The following is a 25,281-nucleotide window of genomic DNA, read 5'->3' on the forward strand; positions in this document are numbered from 1 at the left end:
TGCCTTGATACCAACCACCGGTTCCTACCACCTAATCAATGTCCGGCTTCATGCGTCGCTGTCGCCGGGTCTTGCCGCGACCTTCAACAGGGATGGATTCGCCCTTGCCGACATCACCGTCGACGACGGCAAGATTTCCAGCATCGCCGCGCATGCCGCATCGAGGGTTCCGGCCGGCGCCATCGACCTTGGCGGCCGTATCGTGCTGCCGTGTTTCGTCGATTGCCACACGCATATCGACAAGGGCCATATCTGGCCGCGAAAGCCCAATCCCGACGGTACGTTCATCGGCGCGTTGAATGCCACGGGCGCCGACCGCGTCGCGCGCTGGAGCGCTGACGACGTCGCCCGCCGCATGGATTTCTCGCTGCGCTCGGCCTACGCGCATGGCACCAGGGCGCTCAGAACTCATATCGACAGCGTTGCGCCGCAGGAGGAAATCTCCTGGCCGGTGTTCGAGACGATGCGCGAGGCATGGCGCGGACGCATCGAACTGCAGGGCGCCTGCCTGCTCGGTATCGAGGGCGTGCGCGACAAAAAATGGTTCGACAGGTTGGCGAAGAGGGTGGCCGCCGCCAAGGGCGTGCTGGGTGTCGTCACCTATATGGTGCCGGACCTGGAAGAGTTGCTAGACCACGTCTTCGCCCAGGCGATCAAGCACGGGCTCGACCTCGATTTTCACGCCGACGAGACGGACGACGTCGCGGCGATCTCGCTGAAGAAGATCGCCGAGGCGGCGCTGTGGAACGGCTTCGAAGGCAAGATCCTCGTCGGCCATTGTTGCTCCCTGGCGCGTCAGCCCGATCTCGAGGTGCTGGACACGCTGGACAAGGTGGCGAAGGCTGGATTGGCAATCGTGTCGCTGCCGATGTGCAATCTCTATCTGCAGGACCGGCGGAGCGACAGCACCACGCCGCGCTGGCGTGGCGTGACGTTGCTGCACGAGATGAGGGCGAGGGGCATTCCTGTGGCCGTCGCTTCCGACAACACGCGCGACCCCTTCTACGCCTATGGCGATCTCGACATGCTGGAGGTCTACCGCATGGCGACGCGCATCCTGCATTTCGACCATCCGGTCGCGGACTGGCCGCAGGCGGTCACCGCGACGCCGGCCAAGGTGATGCGGCTCGACGGCTTCGGCGCGCTTGCCGCCGGCGGCGCTGCCGACTTCGTCCTGTTCAAAGGTCGGAGCTGGACGGAATTGCTGTCGCGGCCCGAATCGGATCGCATCGTCGTGCGCGCAGGGCGGGCGATAGACCGGCAATTGCCCGACTATGCCGAACTCGACGGGTTGATGGTGGAATGATGGATGTTTCGGCGCTCAAACGCGATCTCGACGGGATAAAACTCGACGACAATCCGGCGATCGTCCAGCAGAAGAGCCGCGATTTCTACTGGTACAGTCCGGTGCTGAAAAAGCAGCTCGATCATGTTACCGGCGACCTGATCGTGACGCCGAAGACCGAGGCTGAACTGATCCGCGTGCTAGCCGCCTGTCACCGCCATGGCGTGCCAGTGACGCCGCGCGGCAGCGGCACCGGCAATTACGGCCAGGCGATGCCGCTTTCGGGCGGGGTGGTGCTGAACCTCGCCGAAATGAATGAGATCAAGTCCATCGGTCCCGGACGCGTGGTGACCGGACCCGGCGCGGTGCTGGCCGATATCGACAAGGCGACGCGGGCACATTCCGGGCAGGAACTGCGACTGTCGCCCTCGACCTACAACACCGCCTCGATTGGCGGCTTCATCGCCGGTGGTTCTGGCGGAGTCGGCTCGATCAATTTCGGCGGGTTGCGGGATTTCGGCAATGTGCTGCGGCTGCACGTGGTGACGATGGAGGCAGAGCCGAGGGTGCTCGAACTCACCGGCGAAGACCTGCACAAGGTGACCCATGCCTATGGTACCAATGGCATCATATCAGAGGTCGAGATGCCGCTGACGGCAACTTATGAGTGGATCGACGTCATCGTCGGCTTCGACGCCTTCATGGATGCGGCCCGCTACGGCAATGCGCTGGCCTGCCAGGATGGCATCCTGACCAAGCTGATCACGCCGATCGCAGCACCCGTGCCGCAGCTTTATTTCAAACGCCATCAGAAATTTTTCAGGGAGGGGCAAAGCATCTGCGTCGTCATGGTGGCGCAGCATGGGCTCGACGCCTTTCTTGCCTTTACGCGCCGCACCGGTGGCGAAGTGATCTTCAACGCCGCCCTTGCCGCGCCGGAGGAGAAAAAGGGCCTGCCGCCGGCCTACGAATTGGCGTGGAACCACACCACGCTCAGGGCGCTGCGCGTCGACCCCGCCATCACCTACCTGCAGTCGCTCTATCCCTTTCCCAAGCAGCTGGCGCTGGTCGAGAAAATGGGCGCGATGTTTCCCGGCGAAGTGTTTTCGCATCTCGAATTCGTGCGGCTGGACGGCAACATCACCTGCTTCGGCCTGCCACTGGTCAAGTTCACCACGGAGGCGCGGCTAGACGAGATCATTCGCCTGCATGAGGAAAACGGCTGCCCGATCTTCAACCCGCACCGCTACACGCTGGAAGAGGGCGGCATGAAGCAGACCGACGCAGTGCAACTCGCCTTCAAGCGCGAGACGGATCCGCAAGGCCTGCTCAACCCCGGCAAGATGATCGCCTGGGAAAACCCGGACTACGATTATCGTTCCGGCCGGACCTTCCTGTTCAAGGGGCTGCAAAAGGCAGGCTGATGAACATCCTCGTCCTCTATGCCCATCCGGTCGAGACCAGCTTCAACGCCGGCCTGCACCGGATGATCGTCGAGCGGCTGGCGGCGGCGGGCCATACAGTGGACGACTGCGATCTCTACGCCGAGGATTTCGACCCGCGGATGACGCGCCGGGAGAGGCTGGATTATCACAACCTCCGCGGCCCCGGAGACCCTGCCGCGTCCTATGTCGAGCGCCTGCTGCGGGCCGATGCGCTGGTGCTTTCCTATCCCGTCTGGAATTACGGTTTCCCGGCGGTCCTGAAAGGGTTTTTCGATCGCGTCTTCCTGCCGGGCGTGTCGTTCAAGCTGGTCGACGGCAAGGTGCAGCCGTCACTGTACAACATCAGGAAGGTTGCGGCGGTCACCACCTATGGCGGCAGCCGATTCCGCGCCATTCTGATGGGCGATCCGCCGCGAAAACTGATCAAGCGCATGCTGCGCGCCACGGTAAGGCCAGGCGCACCGGTGAGCTACCTCGCGCATTACGCGATGAACCTGTCGACCGACGAAACGCGGAAGTCCTTCATGACGAAGGTCGCGGTCAGCATGGATGCGTTCTGATGCGTGTTCTCGTCGTCTACTGCCATCCGGTGCCGGAGAGCTTTTGCGCCGCTGTCCGCGACACAGCCGTGGCTGTGCTGACGCGACGAGGCTGGGACGTGCGGCTGCTCGATCTCTACGCCGAAAAATTCAACCCGGTGATGGGCTGCGAGGAGCGGCGCAGTTATAACAATCAGGCGCCGCAGGATCCGGCGCTGAAACCGCATTTCGAACTGCTCAACTGGGCCGAGGCGATCCTGTTCGTGTATCCGACATGGTGGTACGGGCTGCCAGCGATGCTGAAGGGCTGGCTCGATCGGGTATGGGCGACCGACATTGCTTTCAAGCTGCCTGCGGGCAAGGGAGGGATCAGGTCGCTGATGCGGCATGTCACCAAGGTCGGCGTCATCACCACCTGCGGTGCGCCGACCTGGTGGAGCGTCGTTGTCGGCCAACCCGGACGCAAGACCTTGCTGCGCGGCATGCGGGCGCTGTGCGCCACGCGCTGCAAGACGTTCTTCCTGGCGCATTATTTGATGGATTCTTCGACACCGCGGTCGCGGGCGGCGTTTCTGGTCAAGGTGCGGGCGAAGCTGGAGCGGTTTTGAGCGATTATCGCCCCTTCTCCCCGTAGAATGGGGAGAAGGGTAAGAAGCGCTACATCCTCGTCCGTTCCGCCTTCGGATCATACATCGGCTTCAGCGACGCCTCAGCCGCAAACCGCTCGCCGGCGATTTCGATCTCGTAGGTCGAGGCCAGCACATCTGCCTCGCTCTGTCCCTGGCAAGGCACATAGCCCAGCCCGATCGCGCCGCCGAGATGGTGCCCATAGTTGCCCGAAGTGATCGGACCAACGATCTTGCCGTCGCGCAGGATTGCCTCGTTGTGGAAGAGCAATGGCTGCGGATCCTTCAAGCGGAATTGGACCAGACGGCGGTTCAATCCGGCTTCCTTCTTCTTCAGTACGGCATCGCGGCCGATGAAATCCCCCTTGCCCGTCTTCACTGCGAAGCCGAGGCCAGCTTCCAGCACGTTGTCCTCATCTGTGATGTCATGGCCGAAATGGCGGAAGGCCTTTTCGATGCGGCAGGAATCCAGTGTGTGCAGACCGCAAAGTTTCAGGCCGACATCGGCGCCGGCCTCTGCGATGGCCTCGAAGACGTGCGCCGCCTGGTCGGTCGAGACATAAAGCTCCCAGCCGAGTTCGCCGACATAGGTGACGCGGTGGGCCCGGGCGAGGCCCATGCCGATCTCGATTTCCTGGAATGTGCCGAACGGATTGTTCTCGTTGGAGAAGTCGTTGGGGCTGACCTTCTGGATCAGTTTTCGTGCATCCGGGCCCATCAGGCAAAGCACGCTTTCAGCTGCGGTTACGTCCGTGATGACGACGAACTGCTCGCCGACATGCCGGCGCAGCCAGGCCAGGTCGCGCTGCAGCGTGGCGCCCGGCACGACGAGAAAGTAGGCGGTCTCCGAAAGCCGGGAGACGGTTAGGTCGCTTTCGATGCCGCCGCGCTGGTTGAGCATTTGCGTGTAGACGATCTTGCCCGGCGCCACGTCCATATCGTTGGCGCAGAGCCTTTGCAGGAAGGCGCAGGCGTCGCGGCCCTCGACACGGATCTTGCCGAACGAGGTCATGTCGAACAGGCCGACCTTGTTGCGGACGGCCAGATGCTCGTCCCGCTGGTTGTCGAACCAGTTCTGCCGCTTCCAGGAATAGCGGTATTCACGCTCCTGGCCTTCGCGCGCGAACCAGTTGGCGCGCTCCCAGCCGGCGACTTCGCCGAACACGGCGCCACGCGCCTTCAGATGTTCGTGCAGGGGCGAGCGGCGAACGCCCCGCGAGGTTGCCATCTGGCGATAGGGGAAGTGGTCGGCATAGAGCAGGCCGAGCGTTTCGGAAACGCGCTCCTTGAGATAGCGGCGGTTCTTCTGGAACGGCTGGGTGCGGCGGATGTCGACTTCCCAGAGGTCGAACGGCGCTTCGCCATCGTTGATCCACTGCGCCAGCGCCATGCCGGCGCCGCCGGACGAGACGATACCGATCGAATTGTAGCCCGTCGCCATCCAATAACCGCGCAGCTCCGGGGCCTCGCCAAGATAGTAGCGGTCGTCGGGGGTGAAACTTTCGGGTCCGTTGAAGAAAGTGTGGATGCCGGCGGTGGCCAGCATCGGCATGCGGTTGACGCCCATTTCGAGGATTGGCTCGAAATGGTCCATGTCCTCCGGCAACTGGTCGAAGCAGAAATCCTCGCGGATGCCGTCCATGCCCCATGGTTTGGCCACCGGTTCGAAGGCACCGAGCATCATCTTGCCGGCGTCTTCCTTGTAGTAGGCGCATTCGTCCGGCACGCGCAGCACAGGCAGGCGGCCGAGGCCGGGGATCGGCTCGGTGACGAGATAGAAATGCTCGCAAGCGTGCAGCGGGATGTTCACGCCGGTCTGTGCGCCGAGGTCGCGCGCCCACATGCCGGCGCAGTTGATGACGATGTCGGCCTCGATCGTGCCTTGGCCTTCTCCTTGCGCCCAGGACACGCCGGAGACGCGGCCATTTTTCGTATGGACCTTTGTGACCTTCACATTCTCGACGATGGTGGCACCACGCTGGCGCGCACCCTTGGCCAATGCCATGGCGATGTTGGCGGGATCACACTGGCCGTCGAGCGGCAGGTGCACGGCGCCGACCACATCCGAAACGTTCAGATGCGGATACATCTCTTTGACTTCGTTGGGCGAAATCTCGCGCACATCGACGTCGAAGGCGCGGGCGAGCGAGGCCTGCCTGTAGATCTCGTGCTTGCGCTCTTCGGTCAGCGCGACGGTGATCGAGCCGACCTGGCGCACGCCAGTGCCGACTTCGGTCTCGGCTTCCAGCTTGACGTACAGGTCGGCCGAATATTTCGCCAGCCGTGTCATGTTCTGCGAACCGCGCAGCTGGCCGATCAGCCCGGCGGCATGCCATGTTGTGCCCGAGGTCAGCTGCTTGCGCTCCAAAAGCACGATGTCGGTCCAGCCGAGTTTGGCCAGGTGATAAGCGACCGAGCAGCCGGAGACGCCGCCGCCGATGATGACGGCCCGCGCTTTGGTGGGAATGGTCCTGGCGGTCATGCGGCCTCGCGGCGATAGCTGGAAACAAAACGGCGCAGCCGGGCGGCTGCTTCCCTAAGCACGGGTTCGGGCTGGCAAAGGCTGATGCGGATATGGCCGGCCGCGGCCTCGCCGAAGCTGGAGCCGGGCATGACGCCGACCTTCTCCTTGTCGAGGAAGGCGAAGGCGAATTTCTCGTCGTCGGGTTCGATATCCGATATGTCGAGCATGACATACATGCCGCCTTCGGAGCCGCGCACGGTGACATCGTTCATGCCGCGCACCGCATCCAGCAGGACGGTGCGGCGCGCCGCGTAGCGTTCGGCGATGTCCTTGACGCCATAGTGCTGCTCCAGCGCTTCGGCGCAAGCGATCGAGATGAAGGCCGGCAGGCCGTAGGTTGTTACCAGGTTGAGGTTGATCAGCAGCGTGATCATCTCCTCGGGACCGGTCAGCCAACCCATGCGCCAGCCGGTCATGCCGTGGCTCTTGGACATGGAATTGATGACCAGCGTACGCTCGGCCATGCCGGGCAGCGAACGTGGCGAGATGTGCTCGCCGCCGCCCAGTGTCCAATAGACCTCGTCCGAAAGCAGCCAGAGATCGTGCTCGCGGCAGATTTCGGCCAGCTGTTCCAGCCGCTCGCGCGAATAGACAGCACCGGTCGGGTTGTTCGGGGTGTTGATCAAGATGGCGCGAGTGTTGGGCTTGAGTGCCGCAAGGATCATGTCGGCGCGGGGTTGGAAGCCATCCTCGGCTGGTGTCTCGACGACGGTGAAACTGGCACCCGCCGCACTGAAGGTGTTTGGGTAGGTGGCATAGTAGGGGGCGACGACGATGGCGTGGTCGCCCGGGTCGAGAACAGCTTGCACGGCCGCGTAAAGCGCGGCCTGGCCGCCTGGCGTGGCGATGACCTCTTCCGGCATGGTCTCGACCCCGGTGCAGGCGCTTGAGGCCGCCGCCATCGCCTTGCGCAGACGCGGCAGGCCGGGCAGCGGCGTGTAATGATGGTTGCTGCCGCGAACTGCCGCGACGCAGGCTTCGATCGTTTCCGACGGCGTGTCGAAATCATGGTCGCCGACCGAAAGCATGATGATGTCCTCGCCGGCTTCCTTGCGGTTCCAGGCGGCGAAATGAACCTCCCAGCCATCCTTGCCCGAAGGCACGATGCCGGTGATGCGCGATGATGGTTTAGGCATGCAAGACTCCCGAGATCGTGTAGCCGTCCTGTTGCAGCCGGTCGCGCAAGGCGGCGATATGGGCCGGACCGACCTCGCAGCAACCGCCGACTATGTCCGCACCCGCTTCCACCCAGCCGACAGCCTGTTCGGCATAAGCATCTGGACCGAGGTCGTGGCGGGCATGCAGTACATCCACCGTGCCGCCATGCTTGAGCGCTTGGGTGGAGGTGAAGCCGTTGGCATAGGCGCCGACCGGGCCACCGAGCTCGATCAGCTCCGGCAAGGCCGCCGCGATCGCTTCCGGGCGGCAGCAGTTGAGCAGCCGCGCCGCCACCGGCATATCCCCGAGCGCCTCCGCTGCCGCCGCAATCTTCTCCCCACTGCGCAAGCGCGGCGTGCCGTGATCGGCCAGCGTCCATGACACCCAGACGGGCTTGCCGCTTTCCGATGCGGCGGTGACCGCCGCGCGCGCTTCCTCCGCCGACGCCATGGTCTCGCACAGGAACAGGTCGACGCCGTCGGCCTGCTCGGCGACGATGCGGCGGTAGATGTCGAGCGCGTCCTGGTAGGAGATGGTCAGCGCTGGCGCGTAGCTGCCGAAAAGCGGCGACAGGCAGCCGGCGATCGCCGCGTCGCCGGCCTCACCGCGCGCTTGCCTGGCGAGGTCGATGCCGCGCTTCTGCAACGGCTTGAACAGATCTTCCGCGCCCTCGCGCGCCAGGCGTTCCGGCGTCGCCGAATAGGTGTTTATGGTGATGACGCGGGCGCCGGCGCGGATGAATTCGGCATGCAGGCCGCGCACGAGGTCCGGCTCGTCGATCAGCACCCTGGCCGACCACAGCGGCGTCGGCTCGGAGTTGCCGCGCCGGACCAGCTCCTGGCCCATGCCCCCATCGGTGAGGATAACCGGCTTCATGCTCGCAGCCTTTCGTTCCTGGGATCCCATAAGGGCTCGTCCTGCTGCACGACCGCCTTGAAGCGGTCGCCGAAGATCTCGACCTCGATGGCGGTGCCGGGCTCGGTCAGGTCGGCGCGCAGCATGCCGAGCGCGATCGATTTGTCGATGCGATGGCCCCAGCCTCCCGATGTCGTCTCACCGACGATCTGGCCGTCATGCCACAGCGTCGACATGTAAGGTGCGTCGCAGTCGCCGGGATTTTCGACCACCAGCGTGACGAAACGCTTCTTCACGCCTTGCTGTTTCTCGTTCTGGAGCGCCGTCTTGCCACGAAAGTCGGGCTTTTCCCATTTGACGAAGCGCTCGAGCCCGCCCTGCAGGATCGAGTAGTCCGTCGACAGGTCGCCCTTCCAGGTGCGGTAGCCTTTTTCCAGGCGCAGCGAATCCAGCGCGTACATGCCGAACGGCCTCAGCCCGTGATTCTGCCCGGCGGCGCAGATCGCATCGAAGATCGCGGCGGTGTCGTCGACCCTGGTGTGGATCTCCCAGCCGAGCTCGCCGGCGAAGGACACGCGGACCAGCTTGGCCCAACGGCCCGCAATCCGGGTCTCCTGATGCGTCAGCCACGGCAAGGCCAGGTCGGCCTCACAGACATCGGCAAGAATCTTTCGCGAATTGGGACCAGCGAGGATCTGCGTGGAGAATTCCTCTGTCCGGTCGATCAGCTTGAACTCTGCATTCCCGGGCATGTGCGACTTCAGCCATTCGAAGTCATGCCATTGCGCCACCGCCGCGGTAATCAGCGTCATGGACTCCTCGCCATGCCGCACCACCGACATTTCGGTGACGATGCGGCCCTTGTCGTCGGAGAAATAGACGAGGCCGATGCGGCCGGGCTTCGGCACCAGGCCGGTCACCTGCCGGCTCAACCATTCGGCGGCCCCAGGGCCCTCGAGGTTGAAGCGCGAGAAGCCGGGCAGGTCGAGGATGCCGGCGGCGTCGCGCACGGCCAGGCACTCTTCGCGGACGCGCTGCTGCCAGGGCCCGTCGCGGCGGAAGGTCAGCGTGGCTTCCTCGGAGATGTCGTCGCCGTCCTGCGCGTACCAGGTGGCGCGTTCCCAGCCATTATAGGCATCGAAGCGGGCGCCGAAGGCCTTGATGCGATCGTGGATCGGCGACAGTTTCCTGTCACGCCCTTCCGGCCAGGCGTGACGCGGGAACTGGATGGCGTATTCATTGCCATAGATTTCCATGCCCTTGGCGACGCAATAGTCCGGCGCGGAAGCAAAGGAGGTGAAGCGGCGCGGGTCGCAGGACCACATGTCCCATTCGGTCTGGCCTTGTGTCACCCATTCGGCCAGCACCTTGCCGGCGCCGCCGCCCTGGGCGATGCCGAAGGTGAAGACGCAAGCCTCGAAGGCATTGGGAACGCCGGGCATCGGCCCGATCAGCGGATTGCCGTCCGGCGCATAGGGGATTGGGCCGTTGATGACCTTGGACAGGCCGGCAGTGCCGAGGATCGGGACGCGGGCGACCGCATCGGCCAGATAGTGCTCCAACCGGTCGAGATCGTCGGGGAAGAGCTGGAAGGAAAAGTCGTCCGGCATGGGATCGTTGTGGGTTGCCCAATGCGCGCGGCAATTGCGCTCATAGGGGCCAAGATTCATGCCGGCCTTTTCCTGGCGCAAATAATATGAAGTGTCGACGTCGCGCAGCAGCGGCAGCTTCTTGCCCTGTTCCTTCGACCATGCGGCGAGTTCGGGGATTTCCTCGAACAATATGTATTGGTGGCTCATCACCATCATCGGCACTTCGCGGCCGAACATCTTGCCGACTTCGGCGGCACGGTAGCCGGCTGCATTGACGACGATCTCGCAGCGGATCTCGCCTTGCGCTGTTACGACCACCCACTCGTCGTTCTCGCGGCGCACGCCGGTAACGGGGCAGAAGCGGATAATCCTGGCACCCATGTCGCGCGCGCCCTTGGCCAGCGCCTGCGTCAGCTGCGCAGGATCGATGTCGCCGTCGCTCGGATCGTAGAGCGCGCCCTTCAACTCATGCGTTTCGAGGAAGGGGTAACGGCTCTTGATCTCGTCGAGACCGACCACGTCTATGTCCATGCCTTGGTAGCGGCCCATGCCCTTGGCACGCTGGAATTCCTGCATGCGCTCCTTTGTGTGGGCGAGCCTGAGCGAGCCGGTGACATGGTAGTTCATGGGATAGTCGACTGCGTCGGCGAGCCCACGATAGAGCTCGGTCGAATAGCGCTGCATGTTCATCAGCGACCAGGAGGAGGAGAAGGTCGGCACATTGCCGGCCGCATGCCAGGTCGAGCCCGAGGTCAGCTCGTTCTTTTCCAGGAGCACGCAGTCGGTCCAGCCGGCCTTGGCCAGATGATAAAGCGAAGAGGTGCCGACCACGCCACCTCCGATGATCACCACGCGCGCCGTGCTCGGCAAACCCGCCATGTTCTTCTCCCAACCTTCACGCGCGTTGCGCTTCTATTTTTGTTTTGTCGTTATCCCAAAACCGCCGCAGGGTTTTGGCCAACATGCGTTCAATAGACCGGTGGCGAAACCACCCAAATGACAACCGCCGGCTCGGTGCCGGGATTGCGCCAGCGGTACGGCTTGCCTTCGAAGCGGAAGGAGTCGCCTTCGCTAAGGTGGTGCCAGACCCCGGCTATTTCGATGTCGAACTGCCCGGATACGATGTATCCGGCCTCCTCGGTCGGCCGGCGGGCCTCGTTCCTCAACTCCGCGCCCGGCGCGAAGACCGACCGCACCATCTCGAAGCTACCACCGAGGTCCGGTGAGAGAAGCTCCTCCACGAGGCCGGATTCGCTGGTGCCAAGCGTGCGGCGCTTGCCGGCGCGCACCACCACGCCGCGCTCGCTTTCCACGGGCACCTCATGGCTGAAAAACAGGCTGATCGGCACGCCGAACAATTCGGCGAAGGCCCGTAGATCACTAAGTGATGGCGTCGACAAGCCGCGCTCGACCTGGCTGACCCAGCCGACCGAACGGCCGAGTTTCAGCGCGATCTCGGCCAACGTCAGCCCGCGCACCCGGCGCAGGGCCCTGATATCGCCGGCCAGCACGCGTTCGTCAGGTCCCTGTAATGTTCGTGCGGTAGGGGAGGCCAAAGCGCTCACTTCATGAAAAATTGCAGTCGAATTTCATGAGAAATGAAGCTCATGAAAAAATCAAGTAGATTTTCACCGATGCTCAAGATTTGCTTGCAGGATTTTGAAGGTTCATGCAAAGGCTCCGCCGCGAGCGGCGAGTGGGGACGTCCGATCGAGAACATGGCTAAGGGACGGCCCATGCTGGAAAAGAAGGCTCGAATCGCGGTTGATGCCGAGATCGTCGACGACGCGATCATGTCGCGCCGTTCAGTGCGCGCATTTCTGCCCGACATGATCGACGACGAGACGATCCGTGACATACTGACTGTTGCGGCACGCGCTCCCTCCGGCACCAATATGCAGCCGTGGCGGGTCTACGTCACCAAGGGCGGGACCAAGCAACGGATCACGGATGCCATCATGAATTCCGGCATCCGCGCGGAGAAAGCCGACTGGGACGAATATCGCTATTATCCGACCCAGTTCTTCGAGCCTTATCTCACCCGCCGCCGTGCCAACGGGTTCGGCCTCTACGGCGCACTCGGCATAGGCCGCCGGGAAGTCGACAAGATGCGTGCCCAGCATGACCGCAACTTCGTCTTCTTCGACGCACCGGTCGGCATGATCTTCACCATCGACCGCCGGCTCAACCAGGGTTCGTGGATCGACTACGGCATGTTCCTGCAAAACATCATGGTCGCGGCGCGGGGCAGGGGTTTGCATACCTGTCCGCAAGCGGCCTTTGCGCCCTATCACCGGCAGATCCGACCGGTGCTCGGCATTCCCGACGAGGAGATCGTCGTTTGCGGCATGGCGCTCGGCTATGAAGACACTTCCAAGCCCGAGAACGCCTTCCGCACCGATCGTGAGCCGCTCGAGGAATGGGTGACGTTCAGCGAATAGGTTTCGTCCGGCGCAGGTCCGCTATTCCGTGTTCATGTGTGCGCCGTGGCCGCTGACATGGGCGCCGTCCTGCGGCGTCAGCTTGAGATAGGCGAACAGCGCGCAAAGCGTGATGACGCCTTCGATCACGAACAGGATCCGGAAGTTGCTGGCGACGGCCGGCCCGCCGCCGGCGAGAAACGACAGCATCGCCGCCGCCAGGCCGACGCTTATCGCGACCGCCAGCTGCCAGAGGATGTAGTAGAGCGCGCTGAAGCGGGCGAGCTGTTCGGGCGCGATATCGGAATAGGCGAGGTTGCCGGTCGAAGCCCATTGCACCGAGCGAAAGACGCCAAAGACGAAGATGTAGGTGAGCGTGATCCAGACCGGGGTCGTTGCTTGCGTCAAGGCGAAGCCCGCGACCATGGCGGCGACCACGGGCGTGTTGAAGACCAGCACGCGGCGAAACCCGAAACGGTTGAGAATGCGTGGCATGAAGACACGCATACCGACCGACCCGACCGCCGCCACGAAGGTCAGCGATCCCGCCTGCACCGCGCTCATGCCGAAGCCGAGCTGAAACATCAGCGGCAGCAGGAAGACGACGGAGCTGAGACCGATCGTGTCGAGGCCGCCGCCGGTAAGGAAAGAGATGCGGAAGGTGCGGATACGCAGGAGCTTGAGATCGAGCAGGGGATTGGGCACGCGCAGGCAATAGAAGGAGGCGGCCGTCAGGACGGTGAGCGCCAGCGCAAGCTCGGCCGCGATCATGCTGCCGGCGGCGTCTTTCGCCGCAAGGGAGTCCATACCGAAGACCAGCAGAACCATGCCGCCGCCGACCAGCACAAAGCCTGGAAAATCGAACCGCGTGCGCACGGGCTTGGTCATTGTCGGGAACAGCGAGGCGGCAAGGACTGCCGCCGCGAGCGCGAACGGCACGTTGATGAAGAAGATCCAGCGCCAGGAGATATAGGTGGTCAGCGCGCCGCCGACGAGCGGACCGACCAGCGGCCCGGACTGCCCGGCCAGAGAGATATACATGTTGATCTTCAAGGTCCGGCTGCGCGGGAAGGTCGACAGGATGACGACTTGGCCCAGCGTGCCCATCAGCGCGCCGCCGAAGCCCTGCAGCGCGCGGGCGCCGACCAGCATCCAGATGTTATCAGACAGCCCGCACAGGGCCGATGAGGCGGCAAACACCAGCAAGGCAAAGCAATAGACGTTGCGCAGGCCGAAACGGTCGGCCGCCCAGCCGCCGAGCGGCATCGAGATGATCAGGCTGGCGACGTAGACGGTGATCAGCAGGCCGAGCTGGCTTGGCGGCCGGCCAAGGCTTTCGCTGATGCCTGGCAGCGCCGTCACCACGACATTTTGGTCGAGGCTGGTCATGAACACGCCGCAGGCGACCGTCAGCGGCAGCAGGAGCATGGCTCTGGCCGGCACATCGGCGCGATCGGCGGCGCCGGCGGATAGTTCAGCAGTCATGGGGATGTTCGAACCAAATATGCCGACTCTGAGACGGGGTTTTCATACCCCTTGGACCGCTTGGGCGGCCACGTTTTCCATCATGGGCGCCCGCGGCAGGATTCTCTAGCGGCAGAACCGGCCGGCATTGAGGCCAGAGGCAGCGCCTCCATGACCACGCCGCCTACTGCACCTCGTAGCCGACTTCCTCACTGGCATGGCAGAGCGCCTTCCAGAACGAACGCGCGAAGGAGCGGAAGACATAGATGTCGAACTGGTCGGTGCCGGTGCGCTGGATCTGGGCGAAGACATCGTGATGCGTTGTCGAGCGGCCGGCGCCGACCGGAAAGGCGGGCAGGGCGAAGTCGATGGCGAAGAATTTCGACAGCACCCATTCTGCTTTCGGCCCGGCAATGCGGATGGCGGTGCGGCCATGCGACAGGTCCGTCACCGTGCCCATGGCCGGCGCCACCACCTTGGCGAAGGCCGAGGCCAGTCCTTCGGCCTCATCGGTCACGGTGAACTTTCCCGGTGCGAAGCCGAACACGGATTTCACGCCGTCGCTCGAGCCGCCGCCGGCGCCGTCGGGCAAAGCGAGCCCGGTGACAGCGCGGATGGCTGCCATCAGCGTCTTCTCTTCGCCCGGCCATGCCGCAAGTTGCACGATCGAGCCCGGCCTGGTTTCGGTGAGCAGGATCTCGACGCCATGTTCGAAATTGCCGTGCGATCCGACATGGAACTCCGGCTCGAGGGGCGATTGACGCTCAGCCATGCATGCGAGTCCCTTCCGGATCGTAGAAGTGGTTCGAGACGATCTCCACGGGCCCGAAGCGGTTGCGCAAGGGATCGGAGACATGGGCACGCGTGCCGTGCCTGGCCTTGCCGCCCTTGACCAGCGCGAGCGCGATATGCTTGCCGAGCGCCGGCGAATAGCAGCAGGCGGTGATGTGCCCGATCGAGCCGTGCGGATTGGCCTCGTCGACTTCCTCGACAATGTGGGCGCCGCCATTGAGCGGCCGGTTGTCGAGCGCGATCAGGCCGACCAGTTCCAGCCGCTCGGACGCGACGAGACCTTCCCGGTCCATCATCGCTGAGCCGATGAACGGCTTCTTCTTCGACAGCATCCAGTCGAGATGCAGGTCGCGCGCCGTGGTGCGGCCGTCGATCTCGGCGCCGGTGACATGGCCCTTCTCGATGCGCATCGTGCCCAACGCCTCGAGGCCGTAAGTGACCAGCCCGAACGGCCTGCCGGCCTCGACCAACGCTTCCCAGACATGGGTGCCGTGGCCGGCGCCGGAATAGACCTCGAAGGCCATTTCACCGGAGAAAGACAGCCGGCAAATCATTACCGGCACGCCTGATATCTCGCCGTGCACGATGCCCATGAAGGGTAGCGTCGCATTGTCGACATCCGTGCCGGTGACGCAGGCGGCCAGAATCTGCCTCGCTTTCGGCCCGCCGATCGCGGCGCCCGCCCATTCGTCGGTCACCGAGGTGACGTGGGCCTTGAGTTCCGGCCAGATCACGTCGAGGAAATATTCCAGATGCTGCATCACCTTGCCGGCATTGGCCGTGGTGGTGGTCATCAGGAAATCCTGGTCGCCGAGCCGCCAGGTGGTGCCGTCGTCGAAGGCAAAGCCGTCCTCGCGCAGCATCAGCCCGTAGCGCGCCTTGCCGACGGCGAGCGTCGAGAACATGTTGGTGTAGACACGATCGAGGAACGCGGCGGCGTCGGGGCCTTGCACGGCGATCTTGCCCAGCGTCGAGACATCGACGATGCCCGCATTTTCGCGCGTCGCCTTGGCTTCGCGCACATAGGCCTGTTCGACCGTCTCGCCTGAAAGCCCGTAAATCATCGGCCGGTACCACAGACCGGCGGAGTACATGGTCGCACCATTGTCGACATGCCAGTCATGCATCGGCGTCAGCCGTTCGGGCTTGAGGTCGCCGAAACGCTCGGCTGCCAGCGAGCCGATCGACACCGGCGCGAAGGGTGGCCGGAAGCGGGTCGTGCCGACTTCCGGGATCGGTTTGCCCAGTGCCTCGGCCATGATGGCGAGGCCGGGAACGTTGGAACTCTTGCCCTGATCGGTCGCCATGCCGAGCGTGGTGTAGCGTTTCAGGTGCTCGACGGAGACGAAGCCTTCGCGATGCGCCAGGCGGACATCCTCCGCGGTCACGTCGTGCTGGAAGTCGACAAAGCTCTTGCCCTTGGCCTTGATCTCGAACACGGGCGCAGGACGGGGGTCGCAAGGCAAGGATTCGATATGCGGGTACGCCATCGGCGCAACTGTTGCCCCGACCGCGGTGAGACCTGCGTTGCGGCCGTCCAATATTGCTTCAAGGGTCATGAAATGGCCGTTGAAGGCGCCGGCGCCAACCCATTTCTGCGTCCGCTTCGGCGGTAGGAAAGCTTGCAGCGCCTCGTTCCATTCCGCTTTGGCACCGGCCTGGCTGGCCAAATGGATGGTCGGCGACCAGCCGCCCGACATCAGCAGGCAATCGGCATGGACGCTGCGTGCATCGCCGCTCAGCGCACCCGCGACCATGTCGAACCGCTGGACCTTGAGGCCGGACAAGGCCTTGCCACCTTCGGTGGCGACCACCGCATGGCCGGAAAGCAGTTCCGCCTCGGCTTCGCCGGCCAGGGCGCTCATCTCGGCGGATGGTTGCGGGCGCACGTCGACGATGGCGACGATCGCCGCACCTGCCTGCTTCAGCGCCAGCGCCGACCGGTAGGCGCTGTCATTGTTGGTAAACACCACGACGCGCTGCCCCGGCAGCACGCCGAATTCGTTGGCGTAGCGCTCCGCCGCATGCGCCAGCATCACGCCGGGCCTGTCATTGCCGGGGAACACCAGCGGCCTTTCGAAGGCGCCGGTGGCCAGCACGACGGATCCGGCGCGGATCGCCCAGTAGCGATGGCGCGGCTCACCCTTGGCGGGCTGCGCCTTGTGGTCGCTGACCCGCTCGAGCGCGGCAAGCGTGTTGTTGTCGTAGTAACCCCAGACCGTGGTGCGCGGCAGAAGCCGGACATTGTCTCGCGCCTCAAGCTGGGCGACGGTGCGCCGCACCCAATCAGCGGCGGACGCGTCATCGATGGTTTCGCCGGACCAGTTGGCGGAGCCGCCGAAACGCGGCTCGAGATCGGCCAGGATGACGCGGGCGCCTTGATCTGCAGCGGTCTTGGCGGCCATCAGGCCGGCCGGGCCGGAGCCGACCACCAGCACGTCGCAAAAGGCGTTCATGCGCTCATAGCGGGCCGGGTCCTTTGCCGATCCGGCGCTGCCGAGGCCGGCGGCGCGGCGGATGAAGTGTTCGCAGAACATCCAGAAGCGCGTGCCTTTCAGCGGGCCGACAACCGGCCCCATGAAGGTCTTGTAGTAGAAGCCGGCCGACAGCAGCTTGCCGCCGAGCTGGTTGACGGCATGGATGTCCCAGGTGAGCGAGGGGAAACGGTTCTGGCTGACGGCGATCAGCCCGTCATGGATCTCGACCATCGTCGCCGGAATGTTGGGCTCGCGCACCTCGCCTTTCAGCACCGTTACCAGCGCGTTGGGCTCCTCGACGCCTGCGCTCAGCAGGCCGCGCGGGCGGTGGTATTTGAAAGAACGCCCGAACAGCGTGACGCCGTTGGCCAGAAGGGCGGACGCCAGCGTGTCGCCGCCATGCCCGGTATAGGCAACGCCGTCGAACGTGAAACGGATCGTCTTCAGCCGGTCTACGTGGCCGCCGGTGTCGGTGCGGCGCGGGCTCATGGCTTGTCCTCCGCCTTGCGGCGCGCGGCCGAGCTGTGATCGCCGCGCACGAAGGCGACATTGGAAATCTCATGCGTCAGCGTGTTGCGCACAACCCTCAGGTGAACCCGGCAACCGCCGGAATGCTGCCAGATCTCGTTGTGGTCGCCGGCCGGGTTCAGCCTGTCGTAGACATAGGCGTTCCAGGCCTCGAAATTTTGCGAAGCAGGGTCGGGACGTTCGCGGTTGCCATCACCCTGGTAGGTGAACTCGATGACGTCGCGCGGGCCGCAATAGGGGCAAGTGATCAGCACGGAATGTTCCTAATGAAGGCTTGTTTAGTGAAGCCTCGGGTTCGCGCCCTGGCCCTTGTCGTCGATCACCAGGCCGCGATGAAAGCGGTCCAGCGTGAAGGGGGCGTTGAAATCGTGCGGCTGATCCTTGGCGATGGTCCAGGCAAAGCACCAGCCGGACGCGGGCGTCGCCTTGAAGCCGCCATAGCACCAGCCGCAATTGAGATACATGCCGGGCAGGGGCCCCATGGTGATGATCGGCGAGCCGTCCATCGACATGTCGCAGACGCCGCCCCAGGAGCGCAGCATGCGCACACGCGCAAGGCCGGGGAAAAGCGCCAGCATCTCGCTCATCACCTCGTCGACGATCGGCAGATTGCCGCGCTGGGCGTAGCTGTTGTAGCCGTCGATGTCGCCGCCATAGACAAGGCCGCCCTTATCGGACTGCGACATGTAGAAGTGGCCCATGCCAAAGGTCACGACGGTGTCGATGAAGGGTTTCAGCGATTCGGTGACGAAGGCCTGCAGCACATGGCTCTCGATCGGCATCGTCTCGATGCCGGCCAGTTGCATGACACGTCCGGTGCTGCCGGCCACCGCAACCGCCACTTTCTTGGCCCTGATATCGCCGCGCGAGGTGGTAACGCCGGTGACGCGGTCGCCGTCGCGCAGGAAGCCGGTGACCTCGCAGTTCTCGATGATGTCGACGCCGCGCCGGTCGGCGCCGCGTGCATAGCCCCAAGCGACCGCATCGTGCCGGGCGGTTCCGGCGCGCCGCTGCATCAGGCCGCCAACCACGGGAAAGCGTGCATCATTGGAGATATCGAGCGCCGGGATCAGGCGCTTGATCTCGACTGGCGTCATCAATTCCGCATCGACGCCGAGATGGCGCATGGCGTTGCCGCGTCTTGCGTAGTCGTCGAACTGGGCCGGCGTGTGCGCCAGGTTCAGGCAGCCGCGCTGCGAGAACATGACGTTGTAATTGAGTTCGTGCGACAGGTTCTCCCACAGCTTCATCGAATGTTCGTAGAAGCGGGTGTTGGCCGGCAGGAGATAGTTCGAGCGAACGGCCGTCGTGTTGCGGCCGACATTGCCGGAGCCCAGCCAGCCTTTCTCCAGCACCGCGACATTGGTGATGCCGTGGTCCTTGGCGAGGTAGTAGGCGGTCGCCAGTCCATGCCCGCCGCCGCCGATGATGACGACGTCGTAGGACGCCTTCGGATCCGGCTTGCGCCATGCCGGCTTCCAGTCCTTGTTTCCCTTGAGCGCGTTCGCGAGCAGCGAAAGGGCCGAATACTCTGCCATGTGTAAGGTGTCCGTTGCGGGCGATGCGGCAGACTATAGAGCAGGGGGCTGATGCAAAGCCAATATTGCGCCATCGCCTTTCGACTGGCCGACGCCTGATGTGCGATCGGTCGCGGTGACTTGCCCCATGATATGGCCGTCTTTATCAAGGACAGGCTTTTTGAATGCCTTTGCCACCCATGAGTCGCCGACACATCATGTTTTTTCGATTGCTTCGCCTCATACTGGTCCTGGCGCTTGTCGTTTCGGCGCCGTTGTCGTTCGAGGCGGCGGCGCAAGGCGTTGGCCAGGCGCCCGCGGGACTGGTTGCCGACCAGCAGAAGATCATTCAGGGCCTGACGACCAAGGCCGACAATTTCGAGAAGCAGATCCAGCAGGATGGCGAGGACGACAGCAACCTCGTCGATATCCGCCTGCAGCTCGAGGAATTGTCACGGCAATCGCTGACCAGCGCCTTGGCGTTCCGCACACGCCTAGGTGAAATCAACAGCCGGCTCGAACAGCTCGGGCCGCCGCCTGCCGCCGGCCAACCGGCGGAGCCCGACATCGTCAGCGGCGAACGCCAGGCCCTGACGTCCGAAAAGGCGGAGATCAACGCGGTCATCTCGCAGGCTCAGGCCTTGTCGATCCGCATCAGCGGACTGATCGACAAGATCGGCAACATGCGCAGCGCGCTGTTCCGCAACCTGTTGACCAAGCGTTACGTGCTCTCGGACGCCTTGAGCCCGCAGGTGTTTTCCGATGCGCGCGACGAGTTCGGCAATTTCTACAAGGCGGTGTCGTCCTGGCTGAGCTTCGCCATCAAGTTCAAGTTCCAGGCCATTCTGGCGGCAACCTTCGTGGCGCTCGGCCTGGCGCTGGTGCTGCTGGTCGGCGGCAGGCGTCTGTTCGGGCGTGTGTTCGAAGCCGACCCCACCAACGAAGACCCATCCTATCTCAGCCGCCTGTCGGTGGCTTTCTGGTCGACCTTGCTGCCGACGCTGGCGGTTGGCGCCTTTCTCGGGTCGACTATCTTCTTCTTCAATTATTACAATGTATTACGCGGCGATATTGGCCTCTTTCTCAATGCGTTGGCGACGGTCATCGGCGTGGTGTTCTGCGTCAACCGGCTGACCAATGCGGCGCTGTCGCCGCGGCTGCCGAACTGGCGCCTTATCCCGGTCGAAACGGGACCGGCGCGCTGGCTTGTGCGCCTCACCACCGCCATGGCCGTGGTCATCAGCATCAACACCTTCCTGTCGGTGATCAACGACAAGATGGGTTCGCCACTGTCACTGACCATCGCCCGCAGTTTCGTCGCTACCATCATCGTCGGCATCATCCTGATCCTGATGGCGATGCTGAGACCGTTCAAGGCGCGGGACGGAAGCTGGCGGCCGTGGCCGGCATGGCTGCGTTACCTGTCGCTGGCTCTTGGTCTTTTCACCATCGTCGCGGCGCTGCTCGGCTATATAGGCCTTGCCCTTTTTGTCTCACTGCAGGTCGTCGTTACCGGCACTGCCCTGGTCACCGCCTATATCGGCTTCCTGTCGGCGCAGGCGATCGGCGAGGAGGGCGCTTTCGCTGACACCTCGGTCGGGCGCTGGCTGTCAGCCAATTCGAGCTACGAGGACACGGCACTCGACCAGCTCGGCCTCGTCGTCAGTATCGCCATCAACGTAATGATCGTGCTGGTGTTCCTGCCGCTGATCCTTTTGATGTGGGGCTTCCAGCCCGGCGACATCGAAGCCTGGGCCTACAAGCTGGCGACTGGGATCACCATCGGTTCAGTGACGATCTCGGTCACCGGCATCCTTTCGGGCATCGTCGTCTTCATCATCGGCTATTTCCTGACGCGCTGGTTCCAGGGCTGGCTCGATGGTTCGGTGATGGCGCGCGGCAAGGTCGATACCGGGGTGCGCAACTCGATCCGGCTGGCAGTCGGCTATGCCGGCGTCGCCTTGGCGTCGCTCGTCGGTATCTCGGCCGCCGGCATCGACCTCTCCAGTCTGGCGCTGGTCGCCGGTGCTCTTTCACTCGGTATCGGCTTTGGCCTGCAGAATGTGGTGTCCAATTTCGTCTCTGGCCTGATTCTGCTGGCAGAGCGGCCGTTCAAGGTCGGCGACTGGATTGTGGCCGGCGACGTCAGCGGCACGGTCAAGAAGATCAGCGTGCGCGCCACCGAGATCGAGACTTTCCAGCGGCAGTCGGTGATCCTGCCCAATTCCAACCTGATCAACAACGCCGTCGGCAACTGGACGCATCGCAACAAGCTCGGCCGCATCGACATCAAGGTCGGCGTCGCCTATGGCAGCGACGTCAAGCAGGTTCACGCCGTCCTGCTGGAGATCGCGCGCAGCCATCCGCTGGTGCTGAAGAACCCCGAGCCGTTCGTGCTGTTTTCCAATTTCGGACCTGCCGCGCTCGAATTCGAGATGCGTGTGTTCCTGGCCGATGTGATGAACGGCAACATCGTGCAGAACGACGTCCGCTTCGCCGTGCTGGAAAAGTTCGACGACCAGCACATCGAAATCCCTTCCACGCCGCGCGCGGTCGTCGAGGTCAAGAAGCACGTGGCATGGCCGACCGACGACGACAAGATCGAGGCCGATTTCGCCGAACAGGAACAGGCAAAGGTGGAAGCCGCAGCCGAGGCGAAGCGTCAGGCCAAATCAGGCCGTAAGACACGCAAGCCCGATCCGGATTAGATCGGAGATTGCAGGGTTGCATGTCGCCCAAGCCAATTGCGGCATGAATGCGGCATTCAGTTGCGGTTCAGCTTCCATCTCATATAAGCTCCCATGCAAAGGCGAAAATGCCTTGTGAAATGCAACAGAGGCGGTGGGAACACCGATATTGCGATATGTGGAAGTCTCTCGTCGCTGCCGTGGCCATGCTCGCCGTGAGCGGCTCGGCCCATGCCGCCAGCGCGGTCAACAAGGACGCCGAGACCCGCACGCTGGTCGTGACCGAGGGCGGCAGCAAGACCGAGCTTGCGCTGGCCGGCGGTGAAACCGTCGAGTTCTGCCAGAACGGCTGCTTCGTCACCTTGCCCAACGGTGACCTCGAAGCCCTGACCGGTTCGGAAACCGTCGAGATTTCCGGCGGCGTCGCTCGCATCAAGTAATCTCTGCGGCATGATTGGAAAGGCCGGGCATTTGTCCGGCCTTTTATCGTTTCGTCGAGCCGGTCGCGGTGACCAGGATCAAAGGGGTGGCGCCCTGTCGGCAGCCGAAATTGGCAAGTTGGTGGTCAAGCTGAAGACATCAGGCTACCGGTCGGTTTTCAAGCCGAGGATGTCTGCGGCCTTCGCCTGACGAACAGCAATTCTCCTGATCCCTATGGGTCGCGCCGCATCCGCGGCGTGTCGCAAACAGGCGGTAGCGCCGTGCCCGCCGCCTGCATATTGTGCGCCGATCAAACGGGCGCCGACGCCGCCCGCAACAGCATTCTGGAGTCGCGGGCAATGGCAGAGTTTCCGAAAAAGGCGAAGGTCGTCATTATTGGCCTCGGCGGTATTGTCGGCGCATCGATCGCCCATCATCTGATCGAACGCGGCTGGGACGATATTGTCGGCATCGACAAGTCGGGCATCCCGACTGATATCGGCTCGACCGCGCACGCGTCGGACTTCTGCTACACCACCAGCCACGATTTCCTGTCCTGCTGGACGACGCTCTATTCCATCGATTTCTATGAGAAGATGGGCCATTACGCGCGCGTTGGCGGCCTCGAGGTCGCCCGTGTCGGCGACGACGGCCGCATGGACGAGATCAAGCGCAAGATCGCCTCGGCCAAGGCCTTCGGCACGCGCGCCCGGCTGATCGAACCCGCCGAGATCAAGGAAAAATTCCCGCTGATCGAACAGGATCTGGTGCAGGGCGGCCTGTGGGATCCGGACGCTGGCCTCGTCATCCCGCGCTCGCAGACAGTCGCCGGCAAGCTGGTCGATCAGGCTGAAGCCTCTGGCAAGCTTAATTCCTTCGCCAACACGCCGGCGAAGTCGCTCGTCGTCAAGGACGGCCGCATCAGTGCCGTGGTGACAGACCGCGGCACGATCGAGGCCGACTATGTGATCGTCTGTGCCGGCATCTGGGGCCGGCTGATCGCCGAAATGGTCGGCGAGGACCTGCCGGTCATGCCGATTGACCATCCGCTTACCTTCTTCGGCCCGTACACCGAGTTTTCCGGCACCGGCAAGGAGATCGGCTGGCCGCTGCTGCGCGACCAGGGCAACTCGGCCTATATGCGCGACACAGGCGATCCCAAGACCGCCGAAGGCGGGCAGATCGAGTGGGGCTATTACGAAGAGACCAATCCGCGCCTCTGCCATCCGCGCGATCTGCTTGAGAAGGACCAGGCGCGGCTGTCGCCGTCGCAGCGCGATCTCGATATGGAGCAGATCCTGGCGCCGCTCGAGCGGGCCATGGAACTGACGCCGATCCTGGGCGAACTCGGCTATAACGAGAGCCATTCCTTCAACGGCCTGCTCCAGGTGACCGCCGACGGCGGCCCGTCGATGGGCGAAAGCCAGAAGGTGAGGGGCCTGTGGTACGCCGTTGCCATCTGGGTGAAGGACGGCCCCGGCATGGGCAAGCTGATTGCCGACTGGATGACGGACGGCCGCACCGCGATCGACCACCACGCGATCGACTATGCGCGCTTCTATCCGCATCAGACCAAGGAACAGTTCATCTGGGATCGTTGCACCGAGACGGCGATGAAGGTCTACAATCCGGCGGTGCACCCGCGCGAACCCTTCTCCAAGGGCCGCAACATCAGGCGCTCGCCGTTCTGGGAACGCGAGAAAGAACTCGGCGGCTACTTCATGGAGTTGGGCGGCTGGGAGCGAGCGCATGGCTATGCCGCCAACGAGCATCTGCTTGAGAAGTATGGCAACCGGGTTCCGGTGCGCGAGAACGAATGGGACAACCGTCACTTCTGGCGCGTCTCCAACGCAGAGCACCTGGCGATGAGCGAAGATTGCGGCATCGTCAACCTCTCGCATTTTTCGATGTATGACATTGAAGGGCCTGACCATGTCGCGCTGCTGGAATGGCTGTGCGCGGCCAAGATCGGCGGCGACAACAACATTGGCAAGGGCATCTATACCCACTTCCTCGATGAGGAAGGCATGGTGCGCGCCGACTTCACCGTGATCCGCATGGCCGACCGCTGCCGGCTGATCGATGGCGCCGACGCCGGCCCGCGCGACTTCCGTTACATGCAGCGCACGGCGCAGGATAAAGGGTTCGACGTCACCATCACCGACGTGACCGAGAAGTACGTCACCATCGGCATATGGGGGCCGAACGCCCGGACGACCTTGCAAAAGGTGGTCGAGAACCCGGATGGGCTTTCACCGGAGAATTTTCCGTTCGCGGCAATCAAGCCGGTCCGGATCGGCGGCAGGGATGTCACCGCCTTCCGCATCTCTTATGTCGGCGAGCAGGGCTGGGAGCTGCATATGCGCTACGAGGATGGTCTCGCCGTCTGGGACGCGCTGCGCTCGACCGGCGTCATGCCGTTCGGCGTCGAGACCTATGCCAACACCCGCCGCATGGAAAAGAGCCTGCGGCTGCAGAACGCCGATCTTTTGACCGAGTATAATCTGCTGGAAGCCGATCTCGCCCGTCCGAAGGTCAAGGACAACGATTTCTGCGGCAAGGCCAAGCATGTGGAGTATCGCGAACGCGCGCACCAGCCCGCCATGCTGTGCACGCTGGTGATGACCGAGAATACCGATTCCAAGGGTGTTGCCCGTTATCCGGTCGGCATCATGCCGGTGATGGACCCCGTGAGCGGGGAAACGCTGGTCGACGAACTCGGCCGTCGCTCCTTCACCACATCGGTCGCCTATGGCCCGACGATCGGCAAGAACATCGCGCTCGCCTATTTGCCGTGGGCCTATGCCCAGGAGGGCCGCAAGCTCAAGGTCGAGTATTTCGGCGAGACCTATCCGGTTGAAGTCGCCAGCGTCGGCTACAAGCCGCTTTATGACCCGGAGAATCTCAAGCCGCGGAGCTGAATCCACGGAGAGCGGCATAACCTCTTAGAAA

The 25,281-nt window shown here is 63.5% G+C and carries 18 protein-coding genes; 8 read left to right on the forward strand and 10 right to left on the reverse strand.

Features of this window, described 5'->3' with window-relative positions:
• Nucleotides 1-4: 4 nt before the first annotated feature.
• Genes C7I87_RS17075 through C7I87_RS17090 form a run of 4 tightly spaced genes read left to right on the forward strand, consistent with a single transcriptional unit; the run spans nt 5 to nt 3,877 of the window.
• Nucleotides 5-1,306 (forward strand): cytosine deaminase, encoded by a 1,302-nt coding sequence (locus C7I87_RS17075; protein WP_149905301.1) that lies wholly within the window; start codon nt 5-7, stop codon nt 1,304-1,306.
• On the forward strand, nt 1,306-2,709 hold the full coding sequence (locus C7I87_RS17080; protein ID WP_149905514.1) for an FAD-binding oxidoreductase: 1,404 nt from the start codon (nt 1,306-1,308) through the stop codon (nt 2,707-2,709). Before C7I87_RS17075 ends, C7I87_RS17080 begins: the two co-directional genes overlap by 1 nt.
• Complete coding sequence (locus C7I87_RS17085; RefSeq protein WP_188393878.1) at nt 2,709-3,290, forward strand: NAD(P)H-dependent oxidoreductase; 582 nt, start codon at nt 2,709-2,711, stop codon at nt 3,288-3,290. The genes C7I87_RS17080 and C7I87_RS17085 overlap by 1 nt, the downstream gene beginning before the upstream one ends.
• Entirely contained in the window at nt 3,290-3,877 is a 588-nt protein-coding gene (locus tag C7I87_RS17090; protein WP_149905303.1) for an NAD(P)H-dependent oxidoreductase, read from the forward strand. The genes C7I87_RS17085 and C7I87_RS17090 overlap by 1 nt, the downstream gene beginning before the upstream one ends.
• Nucleotides 3,878-3,926: 49 nt before the next feature.
• Here the strand turns inward: C7I87_RS17090 and C7I87_RS17095 are convergent, their stop codons facing one another.
• The 5 genes from C7I87_RS17095 to C7I87_RS17115 form a co-directional block, all read right to left on the reverse strand.
• Nucleotides 3,927-6,377 (reverse strand): GcvT family protein, encoded by a 2,451-nt coding sequence (locus C7I87_RS17095; protein ID WP_149905304.1) that lies wholly within the window; start codon nt 6,375-6,377, stop codon nt 3,927-3,929.
• On the reverse strand, nt 6,374-7,555 hold the full coding sequence (locus tag C7I87_RS17100; protein ID WP_149905305.1) for a pyridoxal phosphate-dependent aminotransferase: 1,182 nt from the start codon (nt 7,553-7,555) through the stop codon (nt 6,374-6,376). Before C7I87_RS17100 ends, C7I87_RS17095 begins: the two co-directional genes overlap by 4 nt.
• Nucleotides 7,548-8,453 carry a homocysteine S-methyltransferase family protein gene (locus C7I87_RS17105; RefSeq protein WP_149905306.1) on the reverse strand — a complete coding sequence of 302 codons (906 nt, stop codon included), beginning with the start codon at nt 8,451-8,453 and terminating at the stop codon, nt 7,548-7,550. The genes C7I87_RS17100 and C7I87_RS17105 overlap by 8 nt, the downstream gene beginning before the upstream one ends.
• Nucleotides 8,450-10,903, reverse strand: a complete 2,454-nt coding sequence (locus tag C7I87_RS17110) for a GcvT family protein (protein ID WP_149905307.1) — start codon at nt 10,901-10,903, stop codon at nt 8,450-8,452. The genes C7I87_RS17105 and C7I87_RS17110 overlap by 4 nt, the downstream gene beginning before the upstream one ends.
• Nucleotides 10,904-10,992: 89 nt before the next feature.
• Nucleotides 10,993-11,535, reverse strand: a complete 543-nt coding sequence (locus C7I87_RS17115) for a helix-turn-helix domain-containing protein (protein WP_188393879.1) — start codon at nt 11,533-11,535, stop codon at nt 10,993-10,995.
• 225 nt (nt 11,536-11,760) lie between these two features.
• Here C7I87_RS17115 and C7I87_RS17120 point away from each other — a divergent pair, with 225 nt between their 5' ends.
• Nucleotides 11,761-12,465: a nitroreductase gene (locus tag C7I87_RS17120; RefSeq protein ID WP_188393880.1), complete on the forward strand. Its 705-nt coding sequence runs from the start codon at nt 11,761-11,763 to the stop codon at nt 12,463-12,465.
• A gap of 21 nt (nt 12,466-12,486) precedes the next feature.
• Here C7I87_RS17120 and C7I87_RS17125 read toward each other — a convergent pair whose 3' ends face one another.
• From C7I87_RS17125 to C7I87_RS17145, 5 genes are all read right to left on the reverse strand, one after another.
• Nucleotides 12,487-13,929 carry an MFS transporter gene (locus tag C7I87_RS17125; RefSeq protein ID WP_149905310.1) on the reverse strand — a complete coding sequence of 481 codons (1,443 nt, stop codon included), beginning with the start codon at nt 13,927-13,929 and terminating at the stop codon, nt 12,487-12,489.
• 163 nt (nt 13,930-14,092) lie between these two features.
• Entirely contained in the window at nt 14,093-14,680 is a 588-nt protein-coding gene (gene soxG, locus C7I87_RS17130) for a sarcosine oxidase subunit gamma (RefSeq protein ID WP_149905311.1), read from the reverse strand.
• The gene (locus C7I87_RS17135) at nt 14,673-17,666 is read right to left on the reverse strand and encodes a sarcosine oxidase subunit alpha (protein WP_149905312.1); all 2,994 of its coding nucleotides are present in this window, start codon (nt 17,664-17,666) and stop codon (nt 14,673-14,675) included. Before C7I87_RS17135 ends, soxG begins: the two co-directional genes overlap by 8 nt.
• The gene (locus tag C7I87_RS17140; RefSeq protein WP_149905313.1) at nt 17,663-17,959 is read right to left on the reverse strand and encodes a sarcosine oxidase subunit delta; all 297 of its coding nucleotides are present in this window, start codon (nt 17,957-17,959) and stop codon (nt 17,663-17,665) included. Before C7I87_RS17140 ends, C7I87_RS17135 begins: the two co-directional genes overlap by 4 nt.
• A gap of 24 nt (nt 17,960-17,983) precedes the next feature.
• A complete protein-coding gene (locus C7I87_RS17145) occupies nt 17,984-19,243 on the reverse strand; it encodes a sarcosine oxidase subunit beta (protein ID WP_149905314.1) in 1,260 nt (419 codons plus the stop codon).
• A 197-nt stretch (nt 19,244-19,440) separates the two neighbouring features.
• On the opposite strand from C7I87_RS17145, the gene C7I87_RS17150 reads away from it, so the two are divergent.
• From C7I87_RS17150 to C7I87_RS17160, 3 genes are all read left to right on the forward strand, one after another.
• A complete protein-coding gene (locus C7I87_RS17150; protein WP_149905315.1) occupies nt 19,441-21,930 on the forward strand; it encodes a mechanosensitive ion channel family protein in 2,490 nt (829 codons plus the stop codon).
• 155 nt (nt 21,931-22,085) lie between these two features.
• Nucleotides 22,086-22,349, forward strand: a complete 264-nt coding sequence (locus C7I87_RS17155; protein WP_188393881.1) for a hypothetical protein — start codon at nt 22,086-22,088, stop codon at nt 22,347-22,349.
• A 339-nt stretch (nt 22,350-22,688) separates the two neighbouring features.
• Complete coding sequence (locus tag C7I87_RS17160) at nt 22,689-25,250, forward strand: GcvT family protein (protein ID WP_149905317.1); 2,562 nt, start codon at nt 22,689-22,691, stop codon at nt 25,248-25,250.
• Nucleotides 25,251-25,281 lie beyond the last annotated feature (31 nt).

It is taken from the genome of Mesorhizobium sp. SARCC-RB16n (assembly GCF_008520305.1).
Taxonomy (GTDB): Bacteria; Pseudomonadota; Alphaproteobacteria; order Rhizobiales; family Rhizobiaceae; genus Mesorhizobium.